Annotated in this window: 22 protein-coding genes and 1 tRNA gene; 13 read left to right on the top strand and 10 right to left on the bottom strand. The window is 60.1% G+C overall.

Going from position 1 to position 22,632, the window contains the following annotated elements:
• The 3 genes from DLM45_RS04645 to pdeM all read left to right on the top strand — a co-directional run bounded on the left by DLM45_RS04645 (position 1) and on the right by pdeM (position 4,478).
• Entirely contained in the window at positions 1-1,089 is a 1,089-nt protein-coding gene (locus DLM45_RS04645; RefSeq protein WP_181335846.1) for a quinone-dependent dihydroorotate dehydrogenase, read from the top strand.
• A gap of 108 nt (positions 1,090-1,197) precedes the next feature.
• Positions 1,198-3,753: a ligase-associated DNA damage response DEXH box helicase gene (locus DLM45_RS04650; protein ID WP_181335848.1), complete on the top strand. Its 2,556-nt coding sequence runs from the start codon at positions 1,198-1,200 to the stop codon at positions 3,751-3,753.
• Positions 3,754-3,755: 2 nt separating this feature from the next.
• Positions 3,756-4,478 carry a ligase-associated DNA damage response endonuclease PdeM gene (gene pdeM / locus DLM45_RS04655; RefSeq protein WP_181335850.1) on the top strand — a complete coding sequence of 241 codons (723 nt, stop codon included), beginning with the start codon at positions 3,756-3,758 and terminating at the stop codon, positions 4,476-4,478.
• Positions 4,479-4,486: 8 nt separating this feature from the next.
• On the opposite strand, the gene DLM45_RS04660 is transcribed toward pdeM, so the two are convergent.
• The 3 genes from DLM45_RS04660 to DLM45_RS04670 form a co-directional block, all read right to left on the bottom strand.
• A complete protein-coding gene (locus DLM45_RS04660) occupies positions 4,487-5,275 on the bottom strand; it encodes a TIGR02186 family protein (RefSeq protein ID WP_181335851.1) in 789 nt (262 codons plus the stop codon).
• Complete coding sequence (locus DLM45_RS04665) at positions 5,275-6,201, bottom strand: sulfite exporter TauE/SafE family protein (RefSeq protein ID WP_181335853.1); 927 nt, start codon at positions 6,199-6,201, stop codon at positions 5,275-5,277. Before DLM45_RS04665 ends, DLM45_RS04660 begins: the two co-directional genes overlap by 1 nt.
• A 115-nt stretch (positions 6,202-6,316) precedes the next feature.
• Positions 6,317-8,914, bottom strand: coding sequence for a tetratricopeptide repeat protein (locus DLM45_RS04670; RefSeq protein WP_181335855.1), 2,598 nt, complete (start codon positions 8,912-8,914; stop codon positions 6,317-6,319).
• A gap of 364 nt (positions 8,915-9,278) precedes the next feature.
• On the opposite strand from DLM45_RS04670, the gene DLM45_RS04675 reads away from it, so the two are divergent.
• Positions 9,279-9,764 carry a hypothetical protein gene (locus DLM45_RS04675; protein ID WP_246317158.1) on the top strand — a complete coding sequence of 162 codons (486 nt, stop codon included), beginning with the start codon at positions 9,279-9,281 and terminating at the stop codon, positions 9,762-9,764.
• 29 nt (positions 9,765-9,793) lie between these two features.
• On the opposite strand, the gene DLM45_RS04680 is transcribed toward DLM45_RS04675, so the two are convergent.
• Positions 9,794-11,638, bottom strand: coding sequence for a solute symporter family protein (locus tag DLM45_RS04680; protein ID WP_181335857.1), 1,845 nt, complete (start codon positions 11,636-11,638; stop codon positions 9,794-9,796).
• Between the two features lie 9 nt (positions 11,639-11,647).
• The gene (locus tag DLM45_RS04685) at positions 11,648-11,908 is read right to left on the bottom strand and encodes a DUF4212 domain-containing protein (protein WP_181335859.1); all 261 of its coding nucleotides are present in this window, start codon (positions 11,906-11,908) and stop codon (positions 11,648-11,650) included.
• Between the two features lie 287 nt (positions 11,909-12,195).
• On the opposite strand from DLM45_RS04685, the gene mscL reads away from it, so the two are divergent.
• Positions 12,196-12,588 carry a large-conductance mechanosensitive channel protein MscL gene (gene mscL, locus DLM45_RS04690; protein WP_181335861.1) on the top strand — a complete coding sequence of 131 codons (393 nt, stop codon included), beginning with the start codon at positions 12,196-12,198 and terminating at the stop codon, positions 12,586-12,588.
• A gap of 54 nt (positions 12,589-12,642) precedes the next feature.
• On the opposite strand, the gene DLM45_RS04695 is transcribed toward mscL, so the two are convergent.
• Positions 12,643-12,927 (bottom strand): hypothetical protein, encoded by a 285-nt coding sequence (locus DLM45_RS04695; RefSeq protein WP_181335863.1) that lies wholly within the window; start codon positions 12,925-12,927, stop codon positions 12,643-12,645.
• A 206-nt stretch (positions 12,928-13,133) separates the two neighbouring features.
• Here DLM45_RS04695 and DLM45_RS04700 point away from each other — a divergent pair.
• The 3 genes from DLM45_RS04700 to DLM45_RS04710 all read left to right on the top strand — a co-directional run bounded on the left by DLM45_RS04700 (position 13,134) and on the right by DLM45_RS04710 (position 14,369).
• Positions 13,134-13,207: transfer RNA gene (locus tag DLM45_RS04700), tRNA-Gly, on the top strand.
• A 121-nt stretch (positions 13,208-13,328) separates the two neighbouring features.
• Positions 13,329-13,898, top strand: a complete 570-nt coding sequence (locus DLM45_RS04705; protein ID WP_181335864.1) for a TetR/AcrR family transcriptional regulator — start codon at positions 13,329-13,331, stop codon at positions 13,896-13,898.
• 114 nt (positions 13,899-14,012) lie between these two features.
• On the top strand, positions 14,013-14,369 hold the full coding sequence (locus tag DLM45_RS04710) for a carboxymuconolactone decarboxylase family protein (RefSeq protein ID WP_246317539.1): 357 nt from the start codon (positions 14,013-14,015) through the stop codon (positions 14,367-14,369).
• A gap of 39 nt (positions 14,370-14,408) precedes the next feature.
• Here the strand turns inward: DLM45_RS04710 and DLM45_RS04715 are convergent, their stop codons facing one another.
• Positions 14,409-14,699 (bottom strand): hypothetical protein, encoded by a 291-nt coding sequence (locus DLM45_RS04715; RefSeq protein WP_181335868.1) that lies wholly within the window; start codon positions 14,697-14,699, stop codon positions 14,409-14,411.
• A 79-nt stretch (positions 14,700-14,778) separates the two neighbouring features.
• Entirely contained in the window at positions 14,779-16,236 is a 1,458-nt protein-coding gene (locus DLM45_RS04720) for a phenylacetate--CoA ligase family protein (protein ID WP_181335870.1), read from the bottom strand.
• Between the two features lie 231 nt (positions 16,237-16,467).
• Between DLM45_RS04720 and DLM45_RS04725 the strand changes: the two genes are divergently transcribed.
• Both DLM45_RS04725 and DLM45_RS16380 read left to right on the top strand, forming a co-directional pair.
• On the top strand, positions 16,468-16,653 hold the full coding sequence (locus DLM45_RS04725; protein ID WP_181335871.1) for an aa3-type cytochrome c oxidase subunit IV: 186 nt from the start codon (positions 16,468-16,470) through the stop codon (positions 16,651-16,653).
• A gap of 66 nt (positions 16,654-16,719) precedes the next feature.
• A complete protein-coding gene (locus DLM45_RS16380; protein WP_210269797.1) occupies positions 16,720-16,869 on the top strand; it encodes a hypothetical protein in 150 nt (49 codons plus the stop codon).
• 76 nt (positions 16,870-16,945) lie between these two features.
• Here DLM45_RS16380 and DLM45_RS04730 read toward each other — a convergent pair whose 3' ends face one another.
• The gene (locus DLM45_RS04730; protein WP_181335872.1) at positions 16,946-18,199 is read right to left on the bottom strand and encodes an SAM-dependent methyltransferase; all 1,254 of its coding nucleotides are present in this window, start codon (positions 18,197-18,199) and stop codon (positions 16,946-16,948) included.
• 148 nt (positions 18,200-18,347) lie between these two features.
• On the opposite strand from DLM45_RS04730, the gene DLM45_RS04735 reads away from it, so the two are divergent.
• Positions 18,348-18,695 (top strand): DUF3175 domain-containing protein, encoded by a 348-nt coding sequence (locus tag DLM45_RS04735; RefSeq protein WP_181335874.1) that lies wholly within the window; start codon positions 18,348-18,350, stop codon positions 18,693-18,695.
• Positions 18,696-18,712: 17 nt separating this feature from the next.
• On the opposite strand, the gene DLM45_RS04740 is transcribed toward DLM45_RS04735, so the two are convergent.
• Positions 18,713-20,017: a glycosyltransferase gene (locus DLM45_RS04740; RefSeq protein ID WP_343062237.1), complete on the bottom strand. Its 1,305-nt coding sequence runs from the start codon at positions 20,015-20,017 to the stop codon at positions 18,713-18,715.
• Positions 20,018-20,373: 356 nt separating this feature from the next.
• On the opposite strand from DLM45_RS04740, the gene DLM45_RS04745 reads away from it, so the two are divergent.
• Positions 20,374-21,192, top strand: a complete 819-nt coding sequence (locus DLM45_RS04745) for an ABC transporter substrate-binding protein (RefSeq protein WP_181335878.1) — start codon at positions 20,374-20,376, stop codon at positions 21,190-21,192.
• Between the two features lie 93 nt (positions 21,193-21,285).
• Complete coding sequence (locus DLM45_RS04750) at positions 21,286-22,632, top strand: glycoside hydrolase family 3 protein (RefSeq protein WP_181335880.1); 1,347 nt, start codon at positions 21,286-21,288, stop codon at positions 22,630-22,632.

A 22,632-nucleotide genomic window follows, 5' to 3' on the forward strand; every position in this document is an offset into this window, starting at 1 on the left:
ATGTTGACCACTCTTTACAGCCTGGCGCGGCCGGCGTTGTTTGCTCTTTCACCCGAAGACGCGCACGAAGCGACTATCAAGGCGCTCGAATGTGGGGTCCATCCTCGGGCACTCGGACGCGACGATCGAAGTCTCAGGCAAACGGTCTTCGGGCTCGATTTTGCCAATCCGGTAGGCATTGCCGCCGGTTACGACAAGGACGCCCGCGTTGCGGACGCCGTTCTGGCTATGGGATGCGGCTTCGCGGAAATTGGAACCGTTACGCCGCAGCCGCAGCCGGGCAATCCGAAACCGCGCGTCTTCCGACTGGTAAGCGACCGCGCACTGATCAATAGGCTGGGCTTCAACAACGGCGGCCATGCCGCAGCACTCCGCCGTCTTGAGGCCAGAGGCTCGCGGCCCGGCATCGTCGGGGTCAACGTCGGCGCGAACAAGGACAGCGCGGACCGGACCGAGGACTACGTTTCGGGCATCATCACATTCAGCTCCGTGGCGAGCTACTTCACGGTCAACATTTCATCTCCGAACACGCCCGGACTGCGTGACTTGCAGGCGCCGGCCGCGCTTGACGAACTTCTTTCGCGCGTGATGGAAGCGCGCGCCCGCGTCGTTGCGCAGGGCGGAATTCAGCGTCCGATCATCGTCAAGATTGCGCCTGACATCGCAACCGACGACGTTGCGCCGGTGTGCGAACGGCTTCTGGCTCACAACGTCGATGGCATCGCTGTCTCCAACACGACACTTGCGCGCGACGGGCTTAAAGACAGCTCGGCTGGCGAAGCTGGCGGTCTATCCGGCACACCGGTTTTTCGCCGCGCAACAAGCATGCTGGCTCGCGTCTATGAGGCGACGGGCGGGCGCGTTCCGCTGATCGGCATTGGCGGCATTGACAGTGGCGAGACGGCGCTTGCCAAGATCGAGGCCGGAGCCACGCTTCTGCAGGTGTACACCGGGCTCGTCTATCGTGGGCCGGGGTTGATCGGCGAGATCAAGTCGTATCTTGCGCAGGAACTGCGCCGCAGGGGCTTGAGCGATCTCTCGGCGCTACGCGGCACGAAAGCCGACCAGTGGGCTCGCACTGCCCTTTAGACGACCAGCGAGGGACACCACCTTGGCGATTGCTGGTATAGGTTACGCGCCTGATCAGAGCCGAGGGTCGAGAACCATCGGGGATTGTAGCGCGTTCTCCGTGTCGTCATGCCTGTAACGAAGTCCAAGCCGCGAAGTGCAAAACCGGGACGCCAACCTTCGGTTGGAAGTGCTCCCGCTCTTCCGCAAGAAATATCGGCTTGGTTCAAGCGTCGAGGATGGACGCCACGCCCACATCAGCTTGCGCTGCTGGACGCGGCCAACCGCCGGGCATCGACGCTGCTGATCGCGCCGACAGGCGCTGGCAAAACACTCGCCGGATTTCTCCCGAGCCTCGTTTCGCTGCAAGCGAAGGGGAAAAAGAAAGTCGGGGCGGGGCTTTTCACGCTCTACGTTTCGCCGCTGAAGGCGCTTGCCGCCGACGTGGAGCGCAATCTCATTCAGCCGATCAGCGAGATGGGGCTTTCCATCCGTACCGAGACGCGGACCGGCGATACGTCCGCCGCGCGGCGGCAGCGGCAGCGCGTGAAGCCGCCGCAGATCCTGTTGACGACGCCGGAGCAGATCGCGCTGCTGCTCAGCCATCCCGACGCGCCGTACCTTTTTGCCGATCTCGACACCGTCATTCTGGACGAGCTGCACGCGCTTGCGCCTTCCAAGCGCGGCGATCTATTGGCGCTCGACCTCACCCGTCTTCGAACTCTTGCGCCGAACATGCGGACGGTTGGGTTGTCTGCAACTGTCGCGCGACCGAGCGAATTGCGTGGCTACCTCGTGGGACAAACCGAGCCCGACCGCGTGACGCTTCTTTCTGAACTCGTCACCGTCGAGGGGGGAGCGAAGCCGGAGATCACGATCCTCGAAAGCGAAGACGAAATTCCGTGGTCCGGGCATACCGCGCGCTATGCCATGCACGAAGTGTACGAGGCTATTCGCGCGCACAAGTTGACGCTCGTTTTCGTCAATGCTCGTCTTCAGGCAGAGGTGGCGTTTCAGGAACTCTGGCGCATCAACGACGACAATCTTCCGATCGGCCTGCACCACGGATCGCTCGAAGCGCCCCAGCGCAAGAAAGTCGAAGCGGCGATGGCCTCGGGCAAACTTAAGGCCGTCGTCGCGACGTCGACGCTTGATCTGGGGATCGACTGGGGCGACGTCGATCTGGTGATTCATCTTGGAGCGCCGAAGGGCGCGAGCCGCTTTCTGCAACGCATCGGCCGCGCCAATCACAGGATGGATGAGCCGTCGCGCGGTCTTCTTGTTCCCGGAAACCGTTTCGAGGTTTTGGAATGCAGGGCGGCACAGCAAGCGGCGGAGGTGGGTGCGCAGGATGCCGTGCTCTCACGCTCCGGTGGGCTCGATGTTCTGGCGCAGCACATTCTCGGCATGGCCTGTCAGGCGCCGTTTCGCCCGGACGACCTGTTCACAGAAGTCCGCTCGGCCTTGGCATACGCGGGCTTGTCACGTGAGCAATTCGATCGTGCCGTGGCTTTCGTTTCGACGGGCGGGTATGCGCTCAGAACGTATGAACGCTTCGCGAAGCTGAAGACGACCGAGGACGGAAAGCTTCGCGTCGCGCATCCGCGTTTCGCGCAGCAGTATCGTTTGAACGTCGGCACGATCGTCGATTCTCCGATGCTGAAGGTTCGCCTCGTCTCGGCCCGCAGAGCCAAAAGCCGGACCCACATCGGCGGCAAGGTTCTAGGTGAAGTGGACGAATACTTCGCGGAGCAGCTTCCGCGCGGCGCGACGTTCGTGTTCGCGGGGCAAATCCTGCGCTTTGAAGGCATGCGCGATACGGAAGTGTTCGTTTCGCGAACGACTGCCGAAGATCCGATGGTGCCGAGCTACGGCGGCAACAAGTTTCCGCTATCGACGCATCTCGCAGCGCGTGTGCGCGCGATGCTTGCCGATCCGGCGGCATGGCCTGGATTGCCGCCAGCCGTCAGCCACTGGCTCGAGTTGCAGAAGGACCGCTCCGTTCTTCCCGCTGCGGATGAGGTCTTGATCGAGACGTTCCCGCGGGCAGGTCGGCATTTTCTCGTGGCTTATCCATTCGAGGGACGGTTGGCGCATCAAACGCTAGGGATGCTGCTGACCCGACGGCTGGAGCGCGCTGGCGCGGGGCCGCTCGGCTTTGTCGCGAACGATTACGCACTTGCTGTTTGGGGGCTGGGTGACATTTCCGCGTTTATTGCGGATGGGCGGCTGTCGCTCGCGGATCTGTTCGCGGAAGACATGCTGGGCGACGACCTCGATGCTTGGCTGGCGGAAAGCAACTTGATGAAGCGGACGTTCCGTCTCGCCGCCGTCGTCGCAGGGCTGATCGAGCGGCGGCATCCCGGCAAAGTCAAATCCGGTCGCCAGGTGACGATGTCGACCGATCTCATTTATGACGTTCTGCGGCGCCATGATCCGGACCACATTCTATTGGAAGCGGCGTGGGCTGACGCCGCCACGGGGCTTCTGGATATCCGGCGGCTCGGTGACTTTCTGGCCCGCGTGCGTGACCGAATCAGGCATCAACCTCTCACGCGCGTGTCACCACTCTCCGTGCCGATACTATTGGAGATCGGGCGTGAAGTCGTTTCCGGTCAAGCCCGCGACGCCATATTGCGCGAGGCCGCCGACATCCTCGTAGAGGAAGCGATGGGGGAAACCTAGACATGGGAATGCTGAAGCCGGAGCGGATCGGGCTCGCAGATTTTGCCGAACAGGATATCTCGATTTGCGGCAAGGCGTTCGTTGCGCATATGTCGGGCGCGCTCTACTGGCCGCAGGAACGTGCGCTGATCGTCGCCGATCTCCATCTCGAGAAGGGATCAGCGTTCGCGGCGCGCGGGCAGATGCTTCCGCCGTATGACACGCGTGAGACGCTGCAGCGGCTGGCGCGGCTTATCGATAGGTTCCAACCGGAAACGGTCATCGCACTTGGCGATAGCCTCCACGACGTGGACGGTGCCGCGCGCATGGACGTGTCCGACATCGAATCCCTGCGCATGCTGCAGGAGGATCGAGACTGGATCTGGATCACCGGCAACCACGATCCCAAGATCGACCGGGCTCTTGCTGGCTTCGTCATTTCTGAAGTGACCGTTGCGGGGATCACGCTCAGGCATGAGCCGAGCCCTGGCGCAACGACACACGAGATCGCGGGACATTTCCATCCGGCCGCTCGGCTGGTGCTCAACGGAACCTCGCTCAGACGTCCGTGCTTCGTTGGCAATGGGCTGAGGCTCGTGATGCCCGCGTTCGGCGCATATACGGGCGGGCTCAATATTCTCGATCTCGCGTTCGAGCCTGTGTTCGGCGCGGAAGGAATGGCTGTGTGGATGCTGGGTCACGAGGGTCTTTACCCCGTTGCACCACGACTTCTTCGCGACGACTGACGCGCCGCTCAGGCCGTTCGGCGGAACGCGAATGCTGCTGCCAAGCCCCCGGCGACGGCCATCAGCACGGTCGCCAAGCCATAGAGCAACGGCTGAGAAAACGCCGTCGAATGCAAGTAGCGCTCGAGGCCCTCCCGTTCGAGCATCACCGTGCTTTTCGAGCGGCCGAGAAGTTTGCCATCCTTGAAGAGAAACACGCGTGCGGTGAGCGGTGCGACCGGGACATTCGGTGGCAACGCGATGGTGGAGCGGAACAGGCTGCGGCCGATGAACGACACGCCGAAGTTCGATTTGACGTAGAGCCCCTCCTCCGTTTTCAAACGGATGAACGCCTCTTTGTACGACTTCACATCTCCGGCGCTGGCAACACGCGTCACCTTCATCGGGATGTGATCGAAGCCGATCCCCTCCGCATCGAGCAGTTCCGCGGAGGCAAACTCGTCGATGGGGCGCGTGGATGCGATCGCATAGAAGCTCGGCAGATTGGCGAAACGCACGGACGACACATTGATCCAAATGCCACCGACGCGCGCTTTTCTTCGGACAATTGCGGGTTGCGGCATACCTTCGACAACGACGGCGATGTCGTACGTGCCTGCTTCAGGGCTCTCCTGAACGCTATTCTCGACCGTTCCGAAGACCAGAATTTCTGTTCCGGTGAAACTGGAGGTGATGGCGACTTGGCGGGTGGATGCGTCCGATTCGATGCCTTCGGGCGCACCGGCAGCCGCCTGACCTAGCGAACCGCCCGGGGTTAAAAGCATGAGCGATACGATGGCGAAGGACCAGCGGCGCATCACGATCCTTTCAGCGAACCGAGCGAATAAAGATCGCTCGGTATCGCAACCAGATCGAAGCCCATGCGAATGGCGACGATGACGACCAGCACGCCTAGCAGAATGCGCATCTCCTCGCCCCGAAGCTTATCGCCCGCCATGGTGCCCACCTGTGCGCCGATCACACCGCCAACAAGAAGAATGGCGGCCAAGACGATATCGACGGTGTTATTCTGTGTGGCGTGCAGAACCGTTGCAACGGCCGCCGTGAAGACGATTTGAAACAGCGACGTTCCAACGACGACCGCAGTCGGCATGCGCAGAATGTAAATCATCGCCGGGATGAGAATGAAGCCGCCGCCAAGTCCCATGATTGCGGAAAGAAAGCCGACGAACATGCCGATCACCACCGCTGGTACGGCGCTGATGTAGAGCTTCGAGCGCTGGAAGCGCATCTTGAACGGCAAGCCATCGACCCAGCTGTGTTGGCCGGACTTTCGCGGCGTGGAGGAGCCGCCCGTCGCCTTTGAGCGGCGCCTTGCCTGCAGGCCCTCTATCAGGATCAGCGTGCCGACGGCGCCGAGAAACGTGACATAGGCGAGTGAAACGACGAGCTCGAACATGCCCGCTTTGCGAAGCAGGCGGACGACCTCAACGCCGATAATCGTGCCGACCACGCCCGCCGAGAGCATGACGGTGCCCATTTTGACGTCGACGTTGTTGCGGCGGTAATGCGTCACCGCGCCGGACACCGAAGAGGCAACGACGTGTGCGTTGCAGGTTGCGACGGCGACGGCGGGGGGTATGCCGAGGAACGTCAGCAGCGGTGTCAGCAGGAACCCGCCACCCACTCCGAACAATCCGGACATGAAGCCTACGGCCGCGCCGAGCGCCAAATAGACGCCCACCGATACCGGCATTTCGGCTATCGGAAGATAGAGAGTCATTCCTGGCTTATAGTTGACACGGTAGGTTCCCAATCGAACGAGACTGCGCGCGATTAAGGGACACCAAAGCGCCCGTTACGGCAAGCCCGCTTCGGCGCTCGGTCGAGCGGCGCCGTTAGCCGCTCATACCGTTTTCAGGGTTCTTTTTCCAGGCTTCGCCCGCGGTGCGGGGATCGTTGACATTGCGATCGACCGCCTTCGGTTGCCACGACGCAGCCATAGACACCGCCATCGTGAGTTCTTCGGCCGTCATCTTACCGCGAAGAATATCGCGGCGCTTGCCAGCTTCCGTGTCTTTGCCATGCGCGGCGAGAGACAGCCACATGAACGCCTGTTTCAAGTCACGCTTCACGCCCAAGCCGTTTTCATAGAGCACGGCGAGATTGAATTGACTGTCGGCGAGGCCACGCTCGGCAGCTTGCTCGAACCATTGCGCGGCCGTCGTGTAATCAGGCGAGCCTTCGGTCTGGTTTGCGCTGAGCACAGCAAGATTGTGCATTGCCTTGACGTTACCGGCCTCTGCGGCGCGGAGATACCATTGCGATGCCATTGCGCGATCCGTCTTCAAACCAAGGCCGCGCTCATACAGCGTTCCAAGCCGATACTGCGCAGGTGCAAAGCCCTGATCGGCGGCGCGCTGATACCATTTCGCAGCGTCCTTGAAGCTCTGCGTCGTTCCTTTGCCCTCGGCAAATCTTGAACCGACTTCGAACTGCGCCGACGGATCGCCGTTGGCAGCGGCGAGGCGCAACGAGAGCGGCCCGACTGTTGCAGCAGGAAGATCCAGCGGACCGTTCCGCGTGGGCTCGACGGTCGCGATCGCTTTGCCCGCGCCTTCGACTTCTGCTGCGCTCGGCACCATCGACGCGGGTACGACGACAGCGTCACTGCCCGTCGCAGCGTGGGCGCCCAATTGCCCCGACATTGCAGCCATCGCCTGATGCCGCTCCGACCGCTGCAAACTGGATTTCGTGACGGGATTATCGAGGTCGACGGCGACGCCGAGCATCGGAAGCGTCGTTCTGGCGCCCGTTCTCGTCGGTGTAATTGCGTCACCGTTCTCTGCTGGCAGTTCGCTTCTCCGATCCGGCGCAACGGCATCCGTTGCGTGGGTGTCGGCTGCCCCTGACGAATCTGAGCGCGCGCCGCTGCTATCGGTATCGCTATGCGCCGGAGCGAGATCTGCGGATGGGTTCGACGAGCGGCCACCCAACATGAACCACAGCCCGCCCAGCATCAGCAGAACCGCGACGGCAACAATGATAAGAAGCGGCGACGGCGCGCTCGGGCCGGATGATTTTGCCGGAGCTGCTGCCGCCGTGCGGCGGATCGGTCGCGGCGTAGCAGGTTCGGCGCCTTGGCCGCGCTGGCCCGACGCGGCCGCATACGCGCCGGAGGCTCCTGGAGCTGTGATAACGATCTCATCATCGCTCGCCGCGAGACGAAGTTTTGCCCGGCGCGCTTCAGCGATGAAGTCTCTCCGGCGCTGTTCGGTGGGATCGTATGCGATGGCCGCGCTTTCGCTGACGTCCGCTTGCTCGACAGGCGCCAAGCCTACGCGCGGTTCATCCGGACCGAACTGGAGTGTATCGCCGCCGCCGAACATCGGAGCGCTGATCTCGCTCAACAGAGTTGGAGGATTGCGCTCGACGAGCGTGTCCTGATGGTTGAACAGATTTGCTGGCGGCGCTTCAGCCACCTGCGGCGCTGCGGGATTTCCGATCTCCATCGCCTCGATGCGATCGAGCACGCGGATCATCGCTTCCTGAAGCGTGTCGAGATGCATCGCGGTGTTTTCCCGGCCCGCACGGGATTCCGAGATCATCTGATCGATTAACGGGCGCAATCCATCCGCGCCCTTGCTGGCAGCCATATCGCTTACGCGCTGCGCAGTCTGTTCCGCTGCGGCGCGCGCAATGGCTTCGATATCCAGACGGGCTTCGTTCGAGTTCGCTACGTGATAGATGTCCGCGCCTTCCGGCCCGCCCGGCGTGAGGCCGAGCATTTGCGACATGGTGGAGAGCTGTTTCTCGATGACGTCGAGACGCATCAGATGCTGATGCGTTTCCGCGAGATGGTTCACAACTTCGCCGACGTGCGCCTCAATCAATCGCACGGCGCCGAGATCCGAGCGCATCGCAACGCCTTCGAGAGCGTTCGTGATGTGCTGCTCCAGATGATCGAAACGCTCGCCGATGCGGTTCCAGCCGGAGTCCGGTTTGATTTCCGCGAGCGCGTGCTCGATGCCTTTGGCGATGTCGGAAAACCGATCTTCGAGCCACATGGCATGCGCACCGGACGGAGCGTCGGCGTCGAGGCGTCGCTCTACGTTTGAAACGTCTGGCTCAGCGCCGCTAAAACCCAGCGAAAAGCGAGGGGGTTCGGGAACGCGCGCTGCTGCGGGTTCCGGAGCGAAATGTTCGTCGGTCGTTTCCTCGTTCTGACCCGCGAGGCGTTTCGCAAGATCAGCAACACCCTTTTCGATGCGGCCGAACGTTTCGCTGAATGGCTCCGGCATATGCTCGCGCAGCGCCTCAGTCTCGTGCGCCAGATCGGAAACACGACTCTGCATTTCATCGACAGCAGCGGCGTGGCGCCGGTCTGCATCGGAGAGCTGCTCACCGATCGCGTCGAAGAGCTTCTTCAGTTCGTCGCGGCCATCGTCGCCGGCGCCGGTCTGGCCCTCTTCTGTGTTGCGGTCTGGCTTCGACATCTGTTCCTCGGTGCGGCGGAGCCTGAACGGCCGGAGATGGCGCACACTTGCAGAGGACGATGGGTGTCCGTGCCACGAGAGAGGCTATCTTTCCGGACGCAGGACAAAAACGACGAGGGAACAGTCGAGCGAGCTGGGTAAATTCCGCGTTAATGTTTGATCGAATTAAAAACAATAATGCTTTCAGTGTCTTATAGAGCGCCGCAGAACGGAGAAAATGCCCTCGCGGCCGTCGAGCGTTGCGATGCGCGATGTGATTCGCCATTTCAGGAGTACAAGTGCGTTCCGATCGCCGCGCCCCTGTTCGGCATACTTGCCATACTTCGGCGTTAGCCTGGACGAACAGATACCGGAGGACATCGTCATGGACATGAAACGAGTGTGCGCGGCGGCATTTGTTGCGGTCGGGCTATCGAGCGCCGCGTGGGCGGAAGCGCCCATGAGAAGCGCTACCGGTCGTTTCACGATGTCTCCCGTTGAAGGCGGATTCCTGCGTCTCGATACGGAGACGGGCGCCGTTTCGATGTGTGCCGGATCGAGCCCCGCAGATTGGACATGCAGGCCTGTCGATGACGCGACGAGTCCCGTGCCGCTGCCCGATGGGACCGCGCGCCTTGAACAGGAAAACAAAGAACTCAAGGATCGGCTGCGTTCGCTTGAGGGGCCGCCGGAACCGCCGGGTGGACGGGCGCAGATTCCGACGGAAGAGGAAGTCGATCAGGCGCTCGATTATCTGGAGCGCGTGTACAAGAAATTCCGAGACCGTATCAAGAATCTCGACAAGCCCGAACCGCCACCAGCCAACCCACCGCCACCGGCTGACCCGGTGCCGCCGAAAGGATCGTTGTAGCGGAGTGCCTGCGTGTTTCGCGCACGCACTCAGGTTGGCGGCGTGCGCCCGTGCTGCCTGACTTGCAGGCGCTTCATCTCGCGGTCGTAAATAATCTCGCCGCCCGGAACGCGGATGTCGCGCACGATCTCCAGTAGGTGGCGCGACATCTCCGGTCTCAGAATGCTGAGACCTATAGCGGCTGCCAGCGATACGGGCAGGCCGAGGATACCGGTGATTGGTGTCGCGACACCGATGGCTCCGGATTCACTCAAGAGAATCGCCAGCGCGGCGGCGACAAATCCAGCGATGACGCCAGCGAGCGCGCCATTTGCCGTGAGCCGTTTCCACCAGACAGATAGAATCAAGACCGGAAACATGCTCGCGCCGGTTATCGACAGCGCCCACAGAACGAGGCGCAAGGGGTCGGTCGGCGCGACGATCGTCAGGGCCGCGCCGCAGAGAGCGACGACGCCGACGAAGATGCGCGACATCCAAACTCTGGCATGCGGCGCTGCCGGTTCCCACGACATCCCCTGCACGACATCCTCTCCCAACACTGCCGAGAGTGACGCGATGGTTGCCCCGGCGGTGACAAGTGCTCCTGCGAGTGCGCCTGCAAGAAGAAGAAAAGTGAACGCATGCGGCAGGCCGGTGGCACCCGGAAGCACGAACAGTACAGCGTCGCGGTCGAATTGCAGCGCGCTGAACCCGATGCGGCTCGCCGTTTGATCGAAGGTAACGAAATGGCTTGCTGCAGCATCGAACAGCCATTTGGGAAGTGGTCCGAGACGATCACTCATCACTGTCTCAAGCGCGAAGTCGCGCATAAATACTGCGACGGATGAAATGGTCAGCAATGCGAGGCCTGCGAACACTGTCGTCCAGCCGAGCGCCTTGCGCGCTTCGTAGACGCTCGGGCAAGCGGCCACTCGCGGCAATAGCCACGGCGCGGCGGCGATGCCCGTTGCAATCGCGAACGTGCCGAGCGCAAAGCCAAGTGGGCCGATAGCGCCGAAGGGTTGCGTGTAAGGTTTCGTCAGCGCGGCAAAGCCTTCGCCCGGCAGCTCGAACGCCATCGGCCAGGCGGCGACAAGTTGTAAGCCTTCGCTCACTTCGTTGCGCACCAGATTGCGCACCATCGGACCGTTCGCGAGCTGCGGGACAGGCAAGCTCGTGATCATCACGCTGACGGCCGTTGCCACTGAAAGAAGCGCGAGAAACAGCGCGAGTGATTGCGCAACACCGGCCCAGGTGAATGAGCGCTTGCCGCCGCCAACCGTCGTTATCGCGACGCTCAAGGCCAGCATTAAGATGATCAAATTCGGATTGGCATTGATCAGATGACCGGCGACGACTGCCCCCATACGCAGCTCCGCCGCGAGTACGAGGAGCATTGGAACGGCGACGAAGCCCGCCGCGGCAATGCGCAGCGGACGGCTATCGAAACGACGGCCGAGATAGCTCGGCACAGTGTAGGCTCCGAACTTCCTGTAGAATGGTGCAAGCGCAATCGCCATGACGACGAAGCCCGTCAAGGTGCCGAGCATGATTACGAGCGCGTCGAAGCCAGCGAAGAAGAATGCTCCTGTTCCCGCGACCACGAGCGTCGCGCCGAGTGCAGATGTGGCGAGCAGCAGACCGGTGTACGCGGCGGGGACGCGACGCCCGGCGGCGAAATAATTCAGCGTATCATTCGATGACACCGAGATGCCGATGATCGCGTAGATTGCGATCGGCACTGCGAAGAACAGCAGCCGCAGCGTCGCTTCACTGACGTCCAACTGCTCGAACGTCAGGACGAGCAGGAACAGCGCGGTGAACAGCGCCGCAAAGATGCTGAAATAGATTCCGAGACGCGGATTGACCAATCTCGCGCGCGTGCTGAAGGCCATGCGTTGTCCTTACATGTCCTCGTGAGCGCCGTGCCAATGGTCGATGGCGTTCTGCCGGTTGACGTAGCTGGCAACGGTAATGACGGCTATGACGAAGAAGCCGTGCGCGGCAAGGAAGTAACCTAGTGGGAAGCCAAGAAAGCGGTTTCGATTCAATTGTTCGGCGTAAAGCGGAAGCACCACGACCATTGCCAGAAACGGGATGAGGCTTGCAAGCACCTGCCACTTGGTATGACGCCAATAGGGCTTGCGTTCTTTCCGTTCGATCATCGTCCCTCCCCTGCTTCCCCGCGCCTAAGCGCCCCCGCCGGACTATGCGCGGCGCGGCCCCGTTTTGTCCAACGTCGAGCCCATTTAATAGGCCTATGGCACGGCGTTGTCCGAATTACGTTTTTCCCTTACGATTGTGGCGTCTGTGGTGATTTTTCCAGACCGTTTTTCAGGGCGTTCGCATAACGAATCAGCTCATCAACGTAACATTGCGGTATCGGGGAAAGCCCGGTTTGGCTCAGACGGCAGACCGGAACGGTGGAACCAACTTCGAAGGGATCATTGGGATGAAAATAGTCGACGAATTCAGAGAATTCGCGATGCGCGGCAGCGTTATCGATCTTGCGGTCGGCGTCATTATGGGCGCGGCCTTCGCGCCGATCGTCTCGTCACTCGTCGATAACATCGTGATGCCGCCGATCGGCTATCTGTTGGCTGGCGTCGATTTCTCGAACTTGGCGGTATCTATCCCGACGCCAACGGATCCGGTTCTCATCAAGTATGGTGTGTTTCTCAACGCCCTCATCAAGTTCCTGATCACCGCGGTTGCGATCTTCCTGCTCGTGAAGACCGTCAATCGATTGCAGCGGCCGAAGGTTGCAGCAACCCCGCCGCCGCCCTCGCCGACTGAAGTCTATCTCAAGGAAATTCGCGATCTGCTGGCGAGCAAGCAGCTCTAAGCCGCGTTCGAACTTATGACGGCCTGGGCGGGTTCTTCGAATCGCGCCCGGCCGTTATTTTCCGACCATAACCTGATATCCGACCCAACCGGTGACGCTGAGGCTGATCGGCGACTTCGACTTGCCGTCAACTTCTGCGCGGGACGCTTCAAGGTCTTCGACTCGCTTAGCCGCATCGTAGGTCGAGGTCTGCGGCGGAAGAGAGGTATCGAGCGTCTTCCCGCTGGGGGGCGGGCTCAAAGTGGGATCGATGTCGCCCGCGAAGACCGAGCCAGCCGGCATGCCCGCGACCAAAACGGCAAGCGCCGCAAGTAGCGAGAAAAGCTTCTGGTTCTTCATTGAAACGTCCCCCGAGGCGTAGGCAGCGTCGGCGCAGTTCGATTCACGAACCGGCACGAAGCGATTATAGCAGCACAAGCTGGCTGGCGGAAATGCTCTCGCCAAGCCGAAGCGCCTCGAATGCCCCTTTCGCCAGTCACCTGACGCGGCTTCTGCCCCCTTTGCACGCGCTGACAAACATGGCAGAACGCCAACGCATAGCCGATGCGGGCGTAGTTCAATGGTAGAACGGCAGCTTCCCAAGCTGCATACGAGGGTTCGATTCCCTTCGCCCGCTCCAATATTTTCCTTTCCCAATAGTCCGTTCATCACGCTCGCTCGCGATCCAGAACCGCGTTCACGAAGCGCGTCGCGAATCATTGTGTTTGACGCCCTACCTACTGGTAGGTACACTCGGCCCCATGGCACAAACCGAAACGAAGTCTGCGCTGCTTGCTGAAGCCGAGATTTTGATCCGGACGAAGGGCTACGCCGCGTTCAGCTATGCCGATCTCTCGGATCGCATTGGCATCCGGAAGGCCAGTATCCATCATCATTTCCCGACCAAGGAACTTCTTGGTGTTGTGCTGGTCGATACGTATCTTGAGCGCTTCACGGCGGAACTCGACGCGCTGGCTACGAAGCGCACAGACACCAAGAGCAAGCTTCTGAGCTACGGCGATTTCTTCGCTGTGAGCCTTCGTGATGGTTTGATGCCACTTTGCGGTGCGCTCGCCGCGGACGTCGCCTATCTGCCGACGTCCATGCAGAAGCGCGTGAAAACCTTTTTCGAGATACATGCGGATTGGCTTGAAGCGATTTTGCGCGACGGCGTCGCGCGGAACGACGTGCGCTTGAGCTCTTCCCCGCGTAAGTGCGCGCTGCTTTTGCTGAGCACACTGCAGGGCGCATGCGTCGTTGCGTGGGCTCTGAAAGATCCAACAATCATCAAGCCCGCTTTCCGGCAGGCGGTGGAGAATATGACGAAGTGAATTCTTTGTCTCGCAAACCTACCAACTAGAAGGCAGGCACCTCTTTCGGATGCGACCTGTCCGGAAACTTCAACCCACTTAAAACAACGAAAAATGGAGGATATCCAAATGTCGATGATGAACTGGGGCAACTATCGCAATGATCTCATGGCTCGCGTCGGAGAGCTTGGAAAGCTTTCGCCGGACTCGGTCGGAGGATATCTGATGGCAAGCGGCGCGGGTGCAAAGACTGCACATCTCGATGAGAAAACCCGCCAGTTGATTTCACTTGCCGTTGCCGTGACGACGCGCTGCGACGGTTGCATTTCGGTGCACTCGCAGAAGGCGGTTGAGAATGGAGCAACGCGAGAAGAAATTGCGGAAGCTCTGGGTGTCGCGATTGCGATGAACACCGGCGCCGCTCTCGTTTATTCGGCGCGGGCGCTGGATGCCGTCGGCGAGGCTTCACAAGGCAAAGCTGCGGCTGAATAATTAAAGCAACTCCCCCCAACAATGCTGGCACGACGCTGACTACGGCGTCGTGCCATTTATTTCCGGATGCGGCACTGGGTTGTGCGGTCCGGCCATTCCATCCGGTCCCGAACCTTTGGCAGTCGCGTCGATTCCCGGTGCTGACGGCTGCGTTGCAGGCTGATTGGGGCGCGGTACGGTGCCTTCCGATGGACCGCCCGCCGGCTTCTCCATCTGCTGCGGAGTGACGCTGGATGGACGTTCCGGCGTTGACGGACCAGTGTTGGTTTCGGCAGCCGCTGGTGAGAGACACGCAGCGGTCACGGCAACGGCAAACAATACGGCTTTCATCGCGTTATCCTCTCGACTCTCAGAGTAAGAGAAACGACCTGAAGACGCGCCCTGTTCCGGCTTAGATGCGCGGGGCTGCTCAGGCGATGACGCGTTCCGCATTTGGCGGGATTTCGGATGGCGGCGGGCCGAAAAGGTTTTTAGCGCGCCGCACTTTGCCAGCATTGTCCGGCAGGATGCGATCTACGATCTCAATTTCAAGATCGATGACACCGCCGAGACCTTCGGCCTGAAGCGAATCCTGCACGAGTGATTTTATATGTTCTGCGCTCAGGGTTTTTCCGGGCTGAGGCGCCGCGCAGAGGCGAAACGCGTTGAGGCCCGTTTGTAGAACCTGATGCTCGCCAATGTTCGGATCTCCGTCCAGGGCTGCGAGAAAAACGTAGATCGGCAAGTCACGGACCCGACCATCCATTTCTATCCAAAGCTGATCCTTGGCGCGCCCGGCGACAGACGCAACAAGCGGCAACGCGTTGCCACAGCCGCACGGCTCGGGACTCATCGTGACGATGTCGTCAATCTCGTAACGGATGATGGGCTGCACGAGATTGTAGAGGTTCGTCACCAGAACTTTGCTGCCCGGCGTGCCGGGTGGCACGGGACGATATTCGGAATCGACGACTTCCAGAATTGCGAGGTCCGTGTTGAGGTGGCTGCCGCGGCGAACCGGGCAACCGCAACTCAACGCCATGCACTCGGCCATGCTGTAGCTGTTCGTGACATGGACGCCGAACGTCTTCTCTAAGCGCGCGGCCGTTGCCTCGGGCAAGGGCTCACTCATCGAGTTCATCTGCTCGAGTTTTCCGCCAGCCTTAAGCTGCAGCTTTCCGGTTTCCTCTTCGCGCGCCAGGTATTCCAGCGAACTGGTGTAGCCGGTGATGAAGGTCGGTTGGAATTCGTTCAGGCGGCGCGCGATTTCATCCGGCGGGTCGAAAACAGAAAGCTGTTGCACCTCGATGTACGGGCGCGCGACTCGGGGAAAGTAGTTGAAGAACGTACTGCTTGGATAGAAGCCCGGCCGCTGGGTGATGACGACCATGCGCGCCGGATTAACGAGCCTGCCGATATGCGGGAGAAAGCGGCGCTTGATCTTGTTGCCGCGTGCGAACTGAGCGGCGAAGCTGGTGAAGATCGCGTGCTTGTCCTGCACGACGATCGCGGGCTGACCCTGACTTCCAGACGTATGGCACGGCGCGTATTTGCCCTGATAGTACACGCCGATGTTGGCGTGGTCGGCCATGAAATTCTCGAGATCGACACGCTTCAGCGCACGGTCCGTAAAAACGTCGTCGAGATTTGCCATCATCTCAGCCTTGGTGAGAACCGGCAAATCGGAGAGCGCGCAAGTCTCGAGATCGAGGCCCGCAAACCTTCGCTGGTAAAACGGAGACTTGGCGGCAGCGTGCTTAAGGAGTTCGCGAAATCGGCGTTCGCGCAACTGTTCGACTTTTTGGGTTTCGCCGGGTCGAGGAGGAATAAGCCGATGAAGTTTGGTGGCAAGTTCAAGTAACTCAGATGCCAGCGCGGCAATTCCCATAATAAAAACCTTTAATGCAAAATCGGTTTGGCAACCCATCGGACCCATGTCTTGGGCCCGGCAGACATCGATTCATAGATCGGGAGGCATGAGCAAAACGCAATCACCTCCGAACGAGTTTCGGCTATAATTCCACGGGGCGGTACGCGCTGGACGTATGCAATGCCGCTTCTATGGAACGACGCCGAACGAGGGGACATTAGATTATAACAAGCAAATATGGAGGCGATCATGGCATATTCTACGACGCCCACCGACCACGGATACGCAATGGCCGATGACCCGGCCGATCATTTGTCTGCCGCTGAGTATCAGAACCATCTCGACACTTATCACGGCTTCGTGCGAACAGGATTTATCTTCGCCGCACATATTCTCGCAGTGCTTTTGCTGCTTTATTTTTTCTTCGTAAAATAGCTTAGGGAACTCCCGGTCGCGTTCCGAGTTTGCAGATGTTCACGCAGACTGGAACGATGATAAACTATGCGTACTCTAAAAGCTTCAAACAGACGCGTCGGCCCATCAGCGAATGATGGCTCTGACGGATATCATTTTTTTATTGCGCTGATTGCCATTGTCGTCGTCTCGACGATGGCGATTATCCTCGGCATTGGGTTGGCGATGATCCGATAGCCTGGATAAGCGAAACGGTTTTGACCGAGCCGTCGCATTACAGCACCATGGCGTTCCGGGAGCGTGCGTTTCTCGCTTATTCCGCCGCCATAGCGCGCGAGACGGAAGCCTGCTCGAACTGACGTAGCCTTTCCTCTTCCCGCGCAATGTACGCGCGGGTGCGCGGCACCGTGGTCAATTCCTTTGCCAGCTGAATTTGGAACACGACCAATCCGCCGTACCGGAACCCTGCTTCAGCGGCGGCGAGATAGAATTCCCACATGCGGCAGAAGCGTTCTCCTAAAGCTACGGCGGCGTCGGCCCGGTGGCTTATGAACTTTTGACGCCAAGCTGCCAGCGTGTCGGCGTAGTGAAGTCGCAAGATCTCGATGTCCGTTACGATCAGTCCGGACTGCTCGATGGCCGGTAAGATTTCGGCGAGCGACGGCAGGTAGCTGCCGGGAAATATGTATTTTTCGAACCACGGATTGGTGGGGCTTTTGCCGTCCAGGCGGCCAATTGAATGCAGCAGGGCAATGCCGTCGTCCTTCAGGCTTCGGCGAACGACATTGAAGAACGTCGCGAAGTCCTTCCGGCCGACATGCTCGAACATTCCAACGGAGACCACTCGGTCGAACGCGCCCTCAAGCGCACGGTAATCCTGCAACCGGAAATGAACGTGACTGTCGAGATGTTTCATTTCCGCTCGGCCTTTGGCGACTTTCAACTGTTCGCCGGAGAGCGTGAGGCCAGTGACGTCTGCGTTGCACAACTCCGACAGATAGAGCGCCATACCGCCCCACCCGCAGCCGATGTCCAGGACCGTTGCGTCGGGCGGGACGAGAAGCTTGGCCGCGATATGGCGCTTCTTCGCGAGTTGCGCTTCTTCCAGCGAAGAGCGAGCGGACTCGAAGTATCCGCAAGAGTACTGGCGGTCTGAATCGAGAAAGAGCGCATAGATGCGGTCATCTATGTCGTAGTGATGATGGACGTTCTGACGGGAACGACGCGCGGAGTTGCGCCACGTCAATCCTTTGAGCGCCGATCTCAACGCGTGCCGGACGCGGCCAACCTGCGGCGGCATCATGTGTGGAAGATTGCGGCCGAGTAGATCGAGCAGATCATAAATAGTGCCGTTCAGAACCTGCAATCGGCCGTCCATGAACAGTTCGCCAAACGCCAGCTCGGGATTCAAAAGGAGCTGAGCCGCGGCACGCTTGTCAGCCATCAAGACGCGCAGTTTCGGTTCCGATCCGTCGCCTGCTGAAACCTGCCACCCGCCGGGAAATTCCATAGTCAGCGTGCCATGCTTAATGCAGCTATTCAGGAAGGATTGGAGAGCCCTTTGCATGGCGATTCACCCGGCACTTATTTGCGTCCATTCAGGGAACAAAACTGATGCGGCATGGTTCCAGGCCGGCTGGACTTCGGAACCGCGTGCGCGGCTGAACCGTTGGCTTCAAATTGAAGCCGTTTCATACGGGTTTCTAAAAACGCTCATGAAACCAACACCTAGCAATCGGAAGCGCGCCGGACATGACTCGAGTCATGCATCCAAGTCGCAGCAGCACGCCAAAAAATATTGGTCAGCCGACGTTACCGAAAATAGCGATGCGATGGATTTGGAAGACGCCGTGTTCAAGAAGCGGAGTGCGGCAGACATCGCCAAGTCGCTCAAAAGGTCTGCCGAGAAGAGTAAACGACGCAAGGGGACACCATTCCAGTCGGCGATGTCGATGCTGACGTTCTACATCAATCGCGCCGGAAAGAACCTGTCGGAGGCCCGCCTGCGGACTCTGGACAATGCGAAGCAGGAGCTTCGTAAGGCGTTCGGCAGGAAGCCCTGAGACGTCGGCGCGGCTCTTCAATTGCCCGCGCTCTCACCGTGTTTGGTTTTTTCCCAATAGAACGGCCGCCGGATCAAATCGAACACCGCGCGGTAGGCTGCATATGAAATGGCAAGCCAGTAGACCGGCAGCCATAGGACCGACAGCAGCGATCCGGCACGCTTCTGACGATACGCCGTGACGAGTGTCAGAAGGATTGCGGCACCGTAGCCGACCGTTAAGTTCAAAAGGCAAAGCTGCCGCAACAGGGGTTCGTCGGGAAGAAGCGACTGCCCTGTCACCGCGCCTACGGTCAGCCAGACATAAACCCACGGGTGAACAAGGATCGACAGGATCATGCCGCCGATCATGATCTGAAATCCGACGAAGCCCCATGCGCCAAGGTCATACCAGAGCCGAAGCGGATGGCGCATGTGGACGAGATACGTCTGCATCCAGCCTTTGATCCAACGCGTGCGCTGGCCGGTCCAATCGCGCCAGCGGGCGGGCGCCTCTTCGCGCGTTTCGGATTGGATGGTCGAGACTTCGTAGCCGAGGCGCGCCAGGCGGATGCCGAGATCGGCATCCTCGGTGACGTTGAAGGGATCCCAGCCGCCGCATTTCAAAAGAAGGTCTCGGCGAAAGTGATTGGATGTGCCTCCGAGCGGAATTGGCAGCCGAAATCTGGCGAGTGCGGGGAGGATGCCGCAGAAGAGCGCGGTGTATTCCAAAGCGAACTGCCGGGTGAAGAACGAGCGCTCCGAATTGTAGATCGTGAGACGCGCCTGCACGCAGGCTAGATGGGGACCACCTTCGACGAAAGCTTCCGCCGCGCGTCGAAGCTGGTTCGAGTCTGGGATATCCTCGGCATCGAAGATCGACACGATGGTTCCGCGCGCATCCTGCAGCGCATAGTTCAGCGCGCGAGGCTTTGTTTTCGGTTGTCCGTGAGGAACCGTAACGATGCGCATGTTGCGGCTGAGGCCCGCTTGCTTCAGCGCATGCCTGGTTGGGGCGTCTGCGACCTCAGTGATGAACAGGATTTCGAGCCGGTCCGGCGCATAGTCGAGCCGCGCCATCGCCCGCACCAGATCGGGAATGACCTCATCCTCTTGATAGAGTGGGACGAGGACCGAAAAACTCGGCAGCCTGTCGTCGTAACTTCGATCGATGGCGGGGACGGACCGTCCCGCCGGGTTCCGCAAAACGTACCACAGCGCGGCGGCGCGGATGGCTGCGACGGCGAAGAAGGGTAGTGTGAGCGTGACGGCCCACGCGAACAACCCATACTCCTCGAGCAAAACAATCCCTGCCGTCAGCGCAGCAAGCCAGAAAAGCAACACGATGCGCTGCCAGAAGGGAGGCGGGCTTGCGGCGGAAAAGTCCGGTGCGCGCCGCCGTAGATCGTTTACAGCGCGATCGAGTTGCCCAATCGACCTTTGGAAGGATGGCTGAGGGTGTCGAGGCGTCGTGTGGTTACGTGCTTCCGTCGCTCGCCGTTGGTTCGGCGGGTCGAATGGTTTTCCCAGCATTCTTTTGGCGGCCCCCCGCTTCGGCCACCCCGGTTCGGCCAACAAGGAGTATATGCTCTGGATTCCGCCGGGCAACGGAACTAAACACGGTCGCGATAATTTTCCGGCGGCCACTTTCGACTCGAGAGACGCACTTGCATCTGAACCTCGCAAGATTTCTCATACTGATGATCGCCGGACTTGGCGGGTTCTTCGATGCTCGTCCTGTTCACGCACAGGCGACAGCGCCGTCTGCAGCTTTGCCTGGGCAGGCCGCAACGCAGCAAACCGATGTTGCTCCGCGGCGCGTGGTCATTCGATTTCTGACCGACAGCGATTTTCCGCCGTTCGACTTTTACGACGAAGACGGTGTGCTGGTCGGCTTCAACGTCGATCTGGCGCGCGCTATCTGCCTCGAACTCAGCACGTCTTGCGATATCAAAGCGCGGCCGTGGGAAGAGCTATTCACTGGCCTTAAGAACGGCGAAGCTGATGCTGTGATTGCAGGGCACCGCGTGACGGCGGCAGCGCTTTCGAATGTTGCCTTTACCGACCGCTATTTTCATACGCCGGGCCGTTTCGCAGGCCGAAAAGAGACCCAGAAAGTCGAAATGACTCCGGGCGGCCTCGACGGTAAACGGATCGCAGTGGCCCGCGGCAGCGCACACGAGGCCTACCTCAAGACATTCTTTCGCGACAGCCCGTTGGCCATTTATGAGAACGCCGACCTTGCCCGCGAGGCGCTGGCGGCCGGGAAGGTCGATTTCCTATTCGACGACGGCATATCCCTCGCTTTCTGGCTTAACGGAACGCTCTCGCGGCAATGCTGCGAAATGCGCGGTGGGCCTTTTCTTGAGCCGAAGTTCTTTGGCAACGGTATCGCGATCGCCGTCTCAAGGGACGATCCGGGGATGCGGCTGTTGCTCAATAAGGCGCTGGATCGCGTAAGGGCGTCGGGACGTTTCGAAGAGCTGGTGCAGCGCTATTTTCCCGTCAGGATTTATTAATTGTAAGACGCCGGTAAGGACGCCGATAAAAAGCGGCGCGTAAACCAGTTCTTCCGCTCGATTAGGACGCTAGGCAAGCTAATCTCGGAGACCATGATTCGTAGCGTTCTGCCCGTGCTCGCGTTCCTTGGCTTTGCGGCAACTTACATTGCGGTGCCGTCCGAGTCTGCCGGTGCACGCGCGTATCGCGGTCATGCGGCCAACGCCGGTCATACGCGTCGTGCTCATCGCAAGATCGTACGCAAGAAATCGAAAGCGAAGGCTCCCGCCGCTGCGAAGGAAACGGCCGCCACGCCTAATATAACGCTTGGCGAGCCGCCGCCCCCCAAGCGTCCTGAGAAACTTTTGACACGCGCGGAAATTCTGGAAAGCGATCCGGCGCGTCTCGAACGTCTCGGGCGCCGGTTGATGGTCGGCTTTGAAAGCTTCGCGGAAGTTCGCACACTCGTCGAGAAGCGTGCCGTCGCGGGTATCTTCATCACCGATCATAATGTGCGCGGCCGGAAGGCTGCGGACATCGCGAAGGACATTCGGGATCTTCAAGACATCCGCAAAGCGCAAGGGCTGCCGCGCTTGCTGGTCGCGGCCGATCAGGAAGGTGGATACGTATCGCGCCTCTCTCCGCCGCTGAAGCTGCAGCCCTCGCTCGGCACGCTCGTTGGAAAATTGAAGAAGGGCGAAGACCTCGAAACCGCCGTGCGCGACTATGCTGAAACGCAGGGCCAGGAACTCGAACGCCTCGGCGTCACGATGAATTTCGGCCCCGTCGTCGATCTGCGCCTCGGGCCTGCGAGCCGGAAGGATGGCGAAACGCGGCTCTACTGGCGCGCAATTTCCGCTGATCCTTACGTCGTCGCCGACGTTGCCGGTTGGTATTGCGATACGCTGACGAAATACAACATCATTTGCACGCTCAAGCACTTTCCGGGACTCGGCCGCGTGCCGCGCGACACGCACGTCGATGCCGCTGACGTGACCGCGAAAGAAGCGCAACTTGAACTGACTGACTGGGTGCCCTTCCGGCGACTGATGGGCCAGCCCGGCGTTGCGACCATGGTTGGCCATGTGCGCGTCAAAGCGATTGACGGCACGACGCCTGCGTCTTTCTCAGATACCGTTATCAATTCAGTGCTGCGTCCGAGCGACAAGAAAGATGCGCTACTCGTTACCGACGACTTCAGCATGGGCGCCGTTACGAAATCTCCCGAAGGATTGGGCGGTGCGGTTGTCAAAGCAGTCAACGCCGGAATTGACCTCGTGCTGATCTCGTACACCCAGCGGCATTACGATGTCGCGATGTCGGCGCTGATCGAAGCGGACACAAAGGGCGAGATCAACGAGGCGCGCCAGATCGAAGCGCGCGAACGCATGGCGAAATATGCTTTCGTCGAAAACGAGTTCGAAACGGCAAGTCCGCAGCACGCGCAACAGCAACGCTAG

This window comes from Hyphomicrobium methylovorum, from assembly GCF_013626205.1.
GTDB lineage: Bacteria > Pseudomonadota > Alphaproteobacteria > Rhizobiales > Hyphomicrobiaceae > Hyphomicrobium_B > Hyphomicrobium_B methylovorum.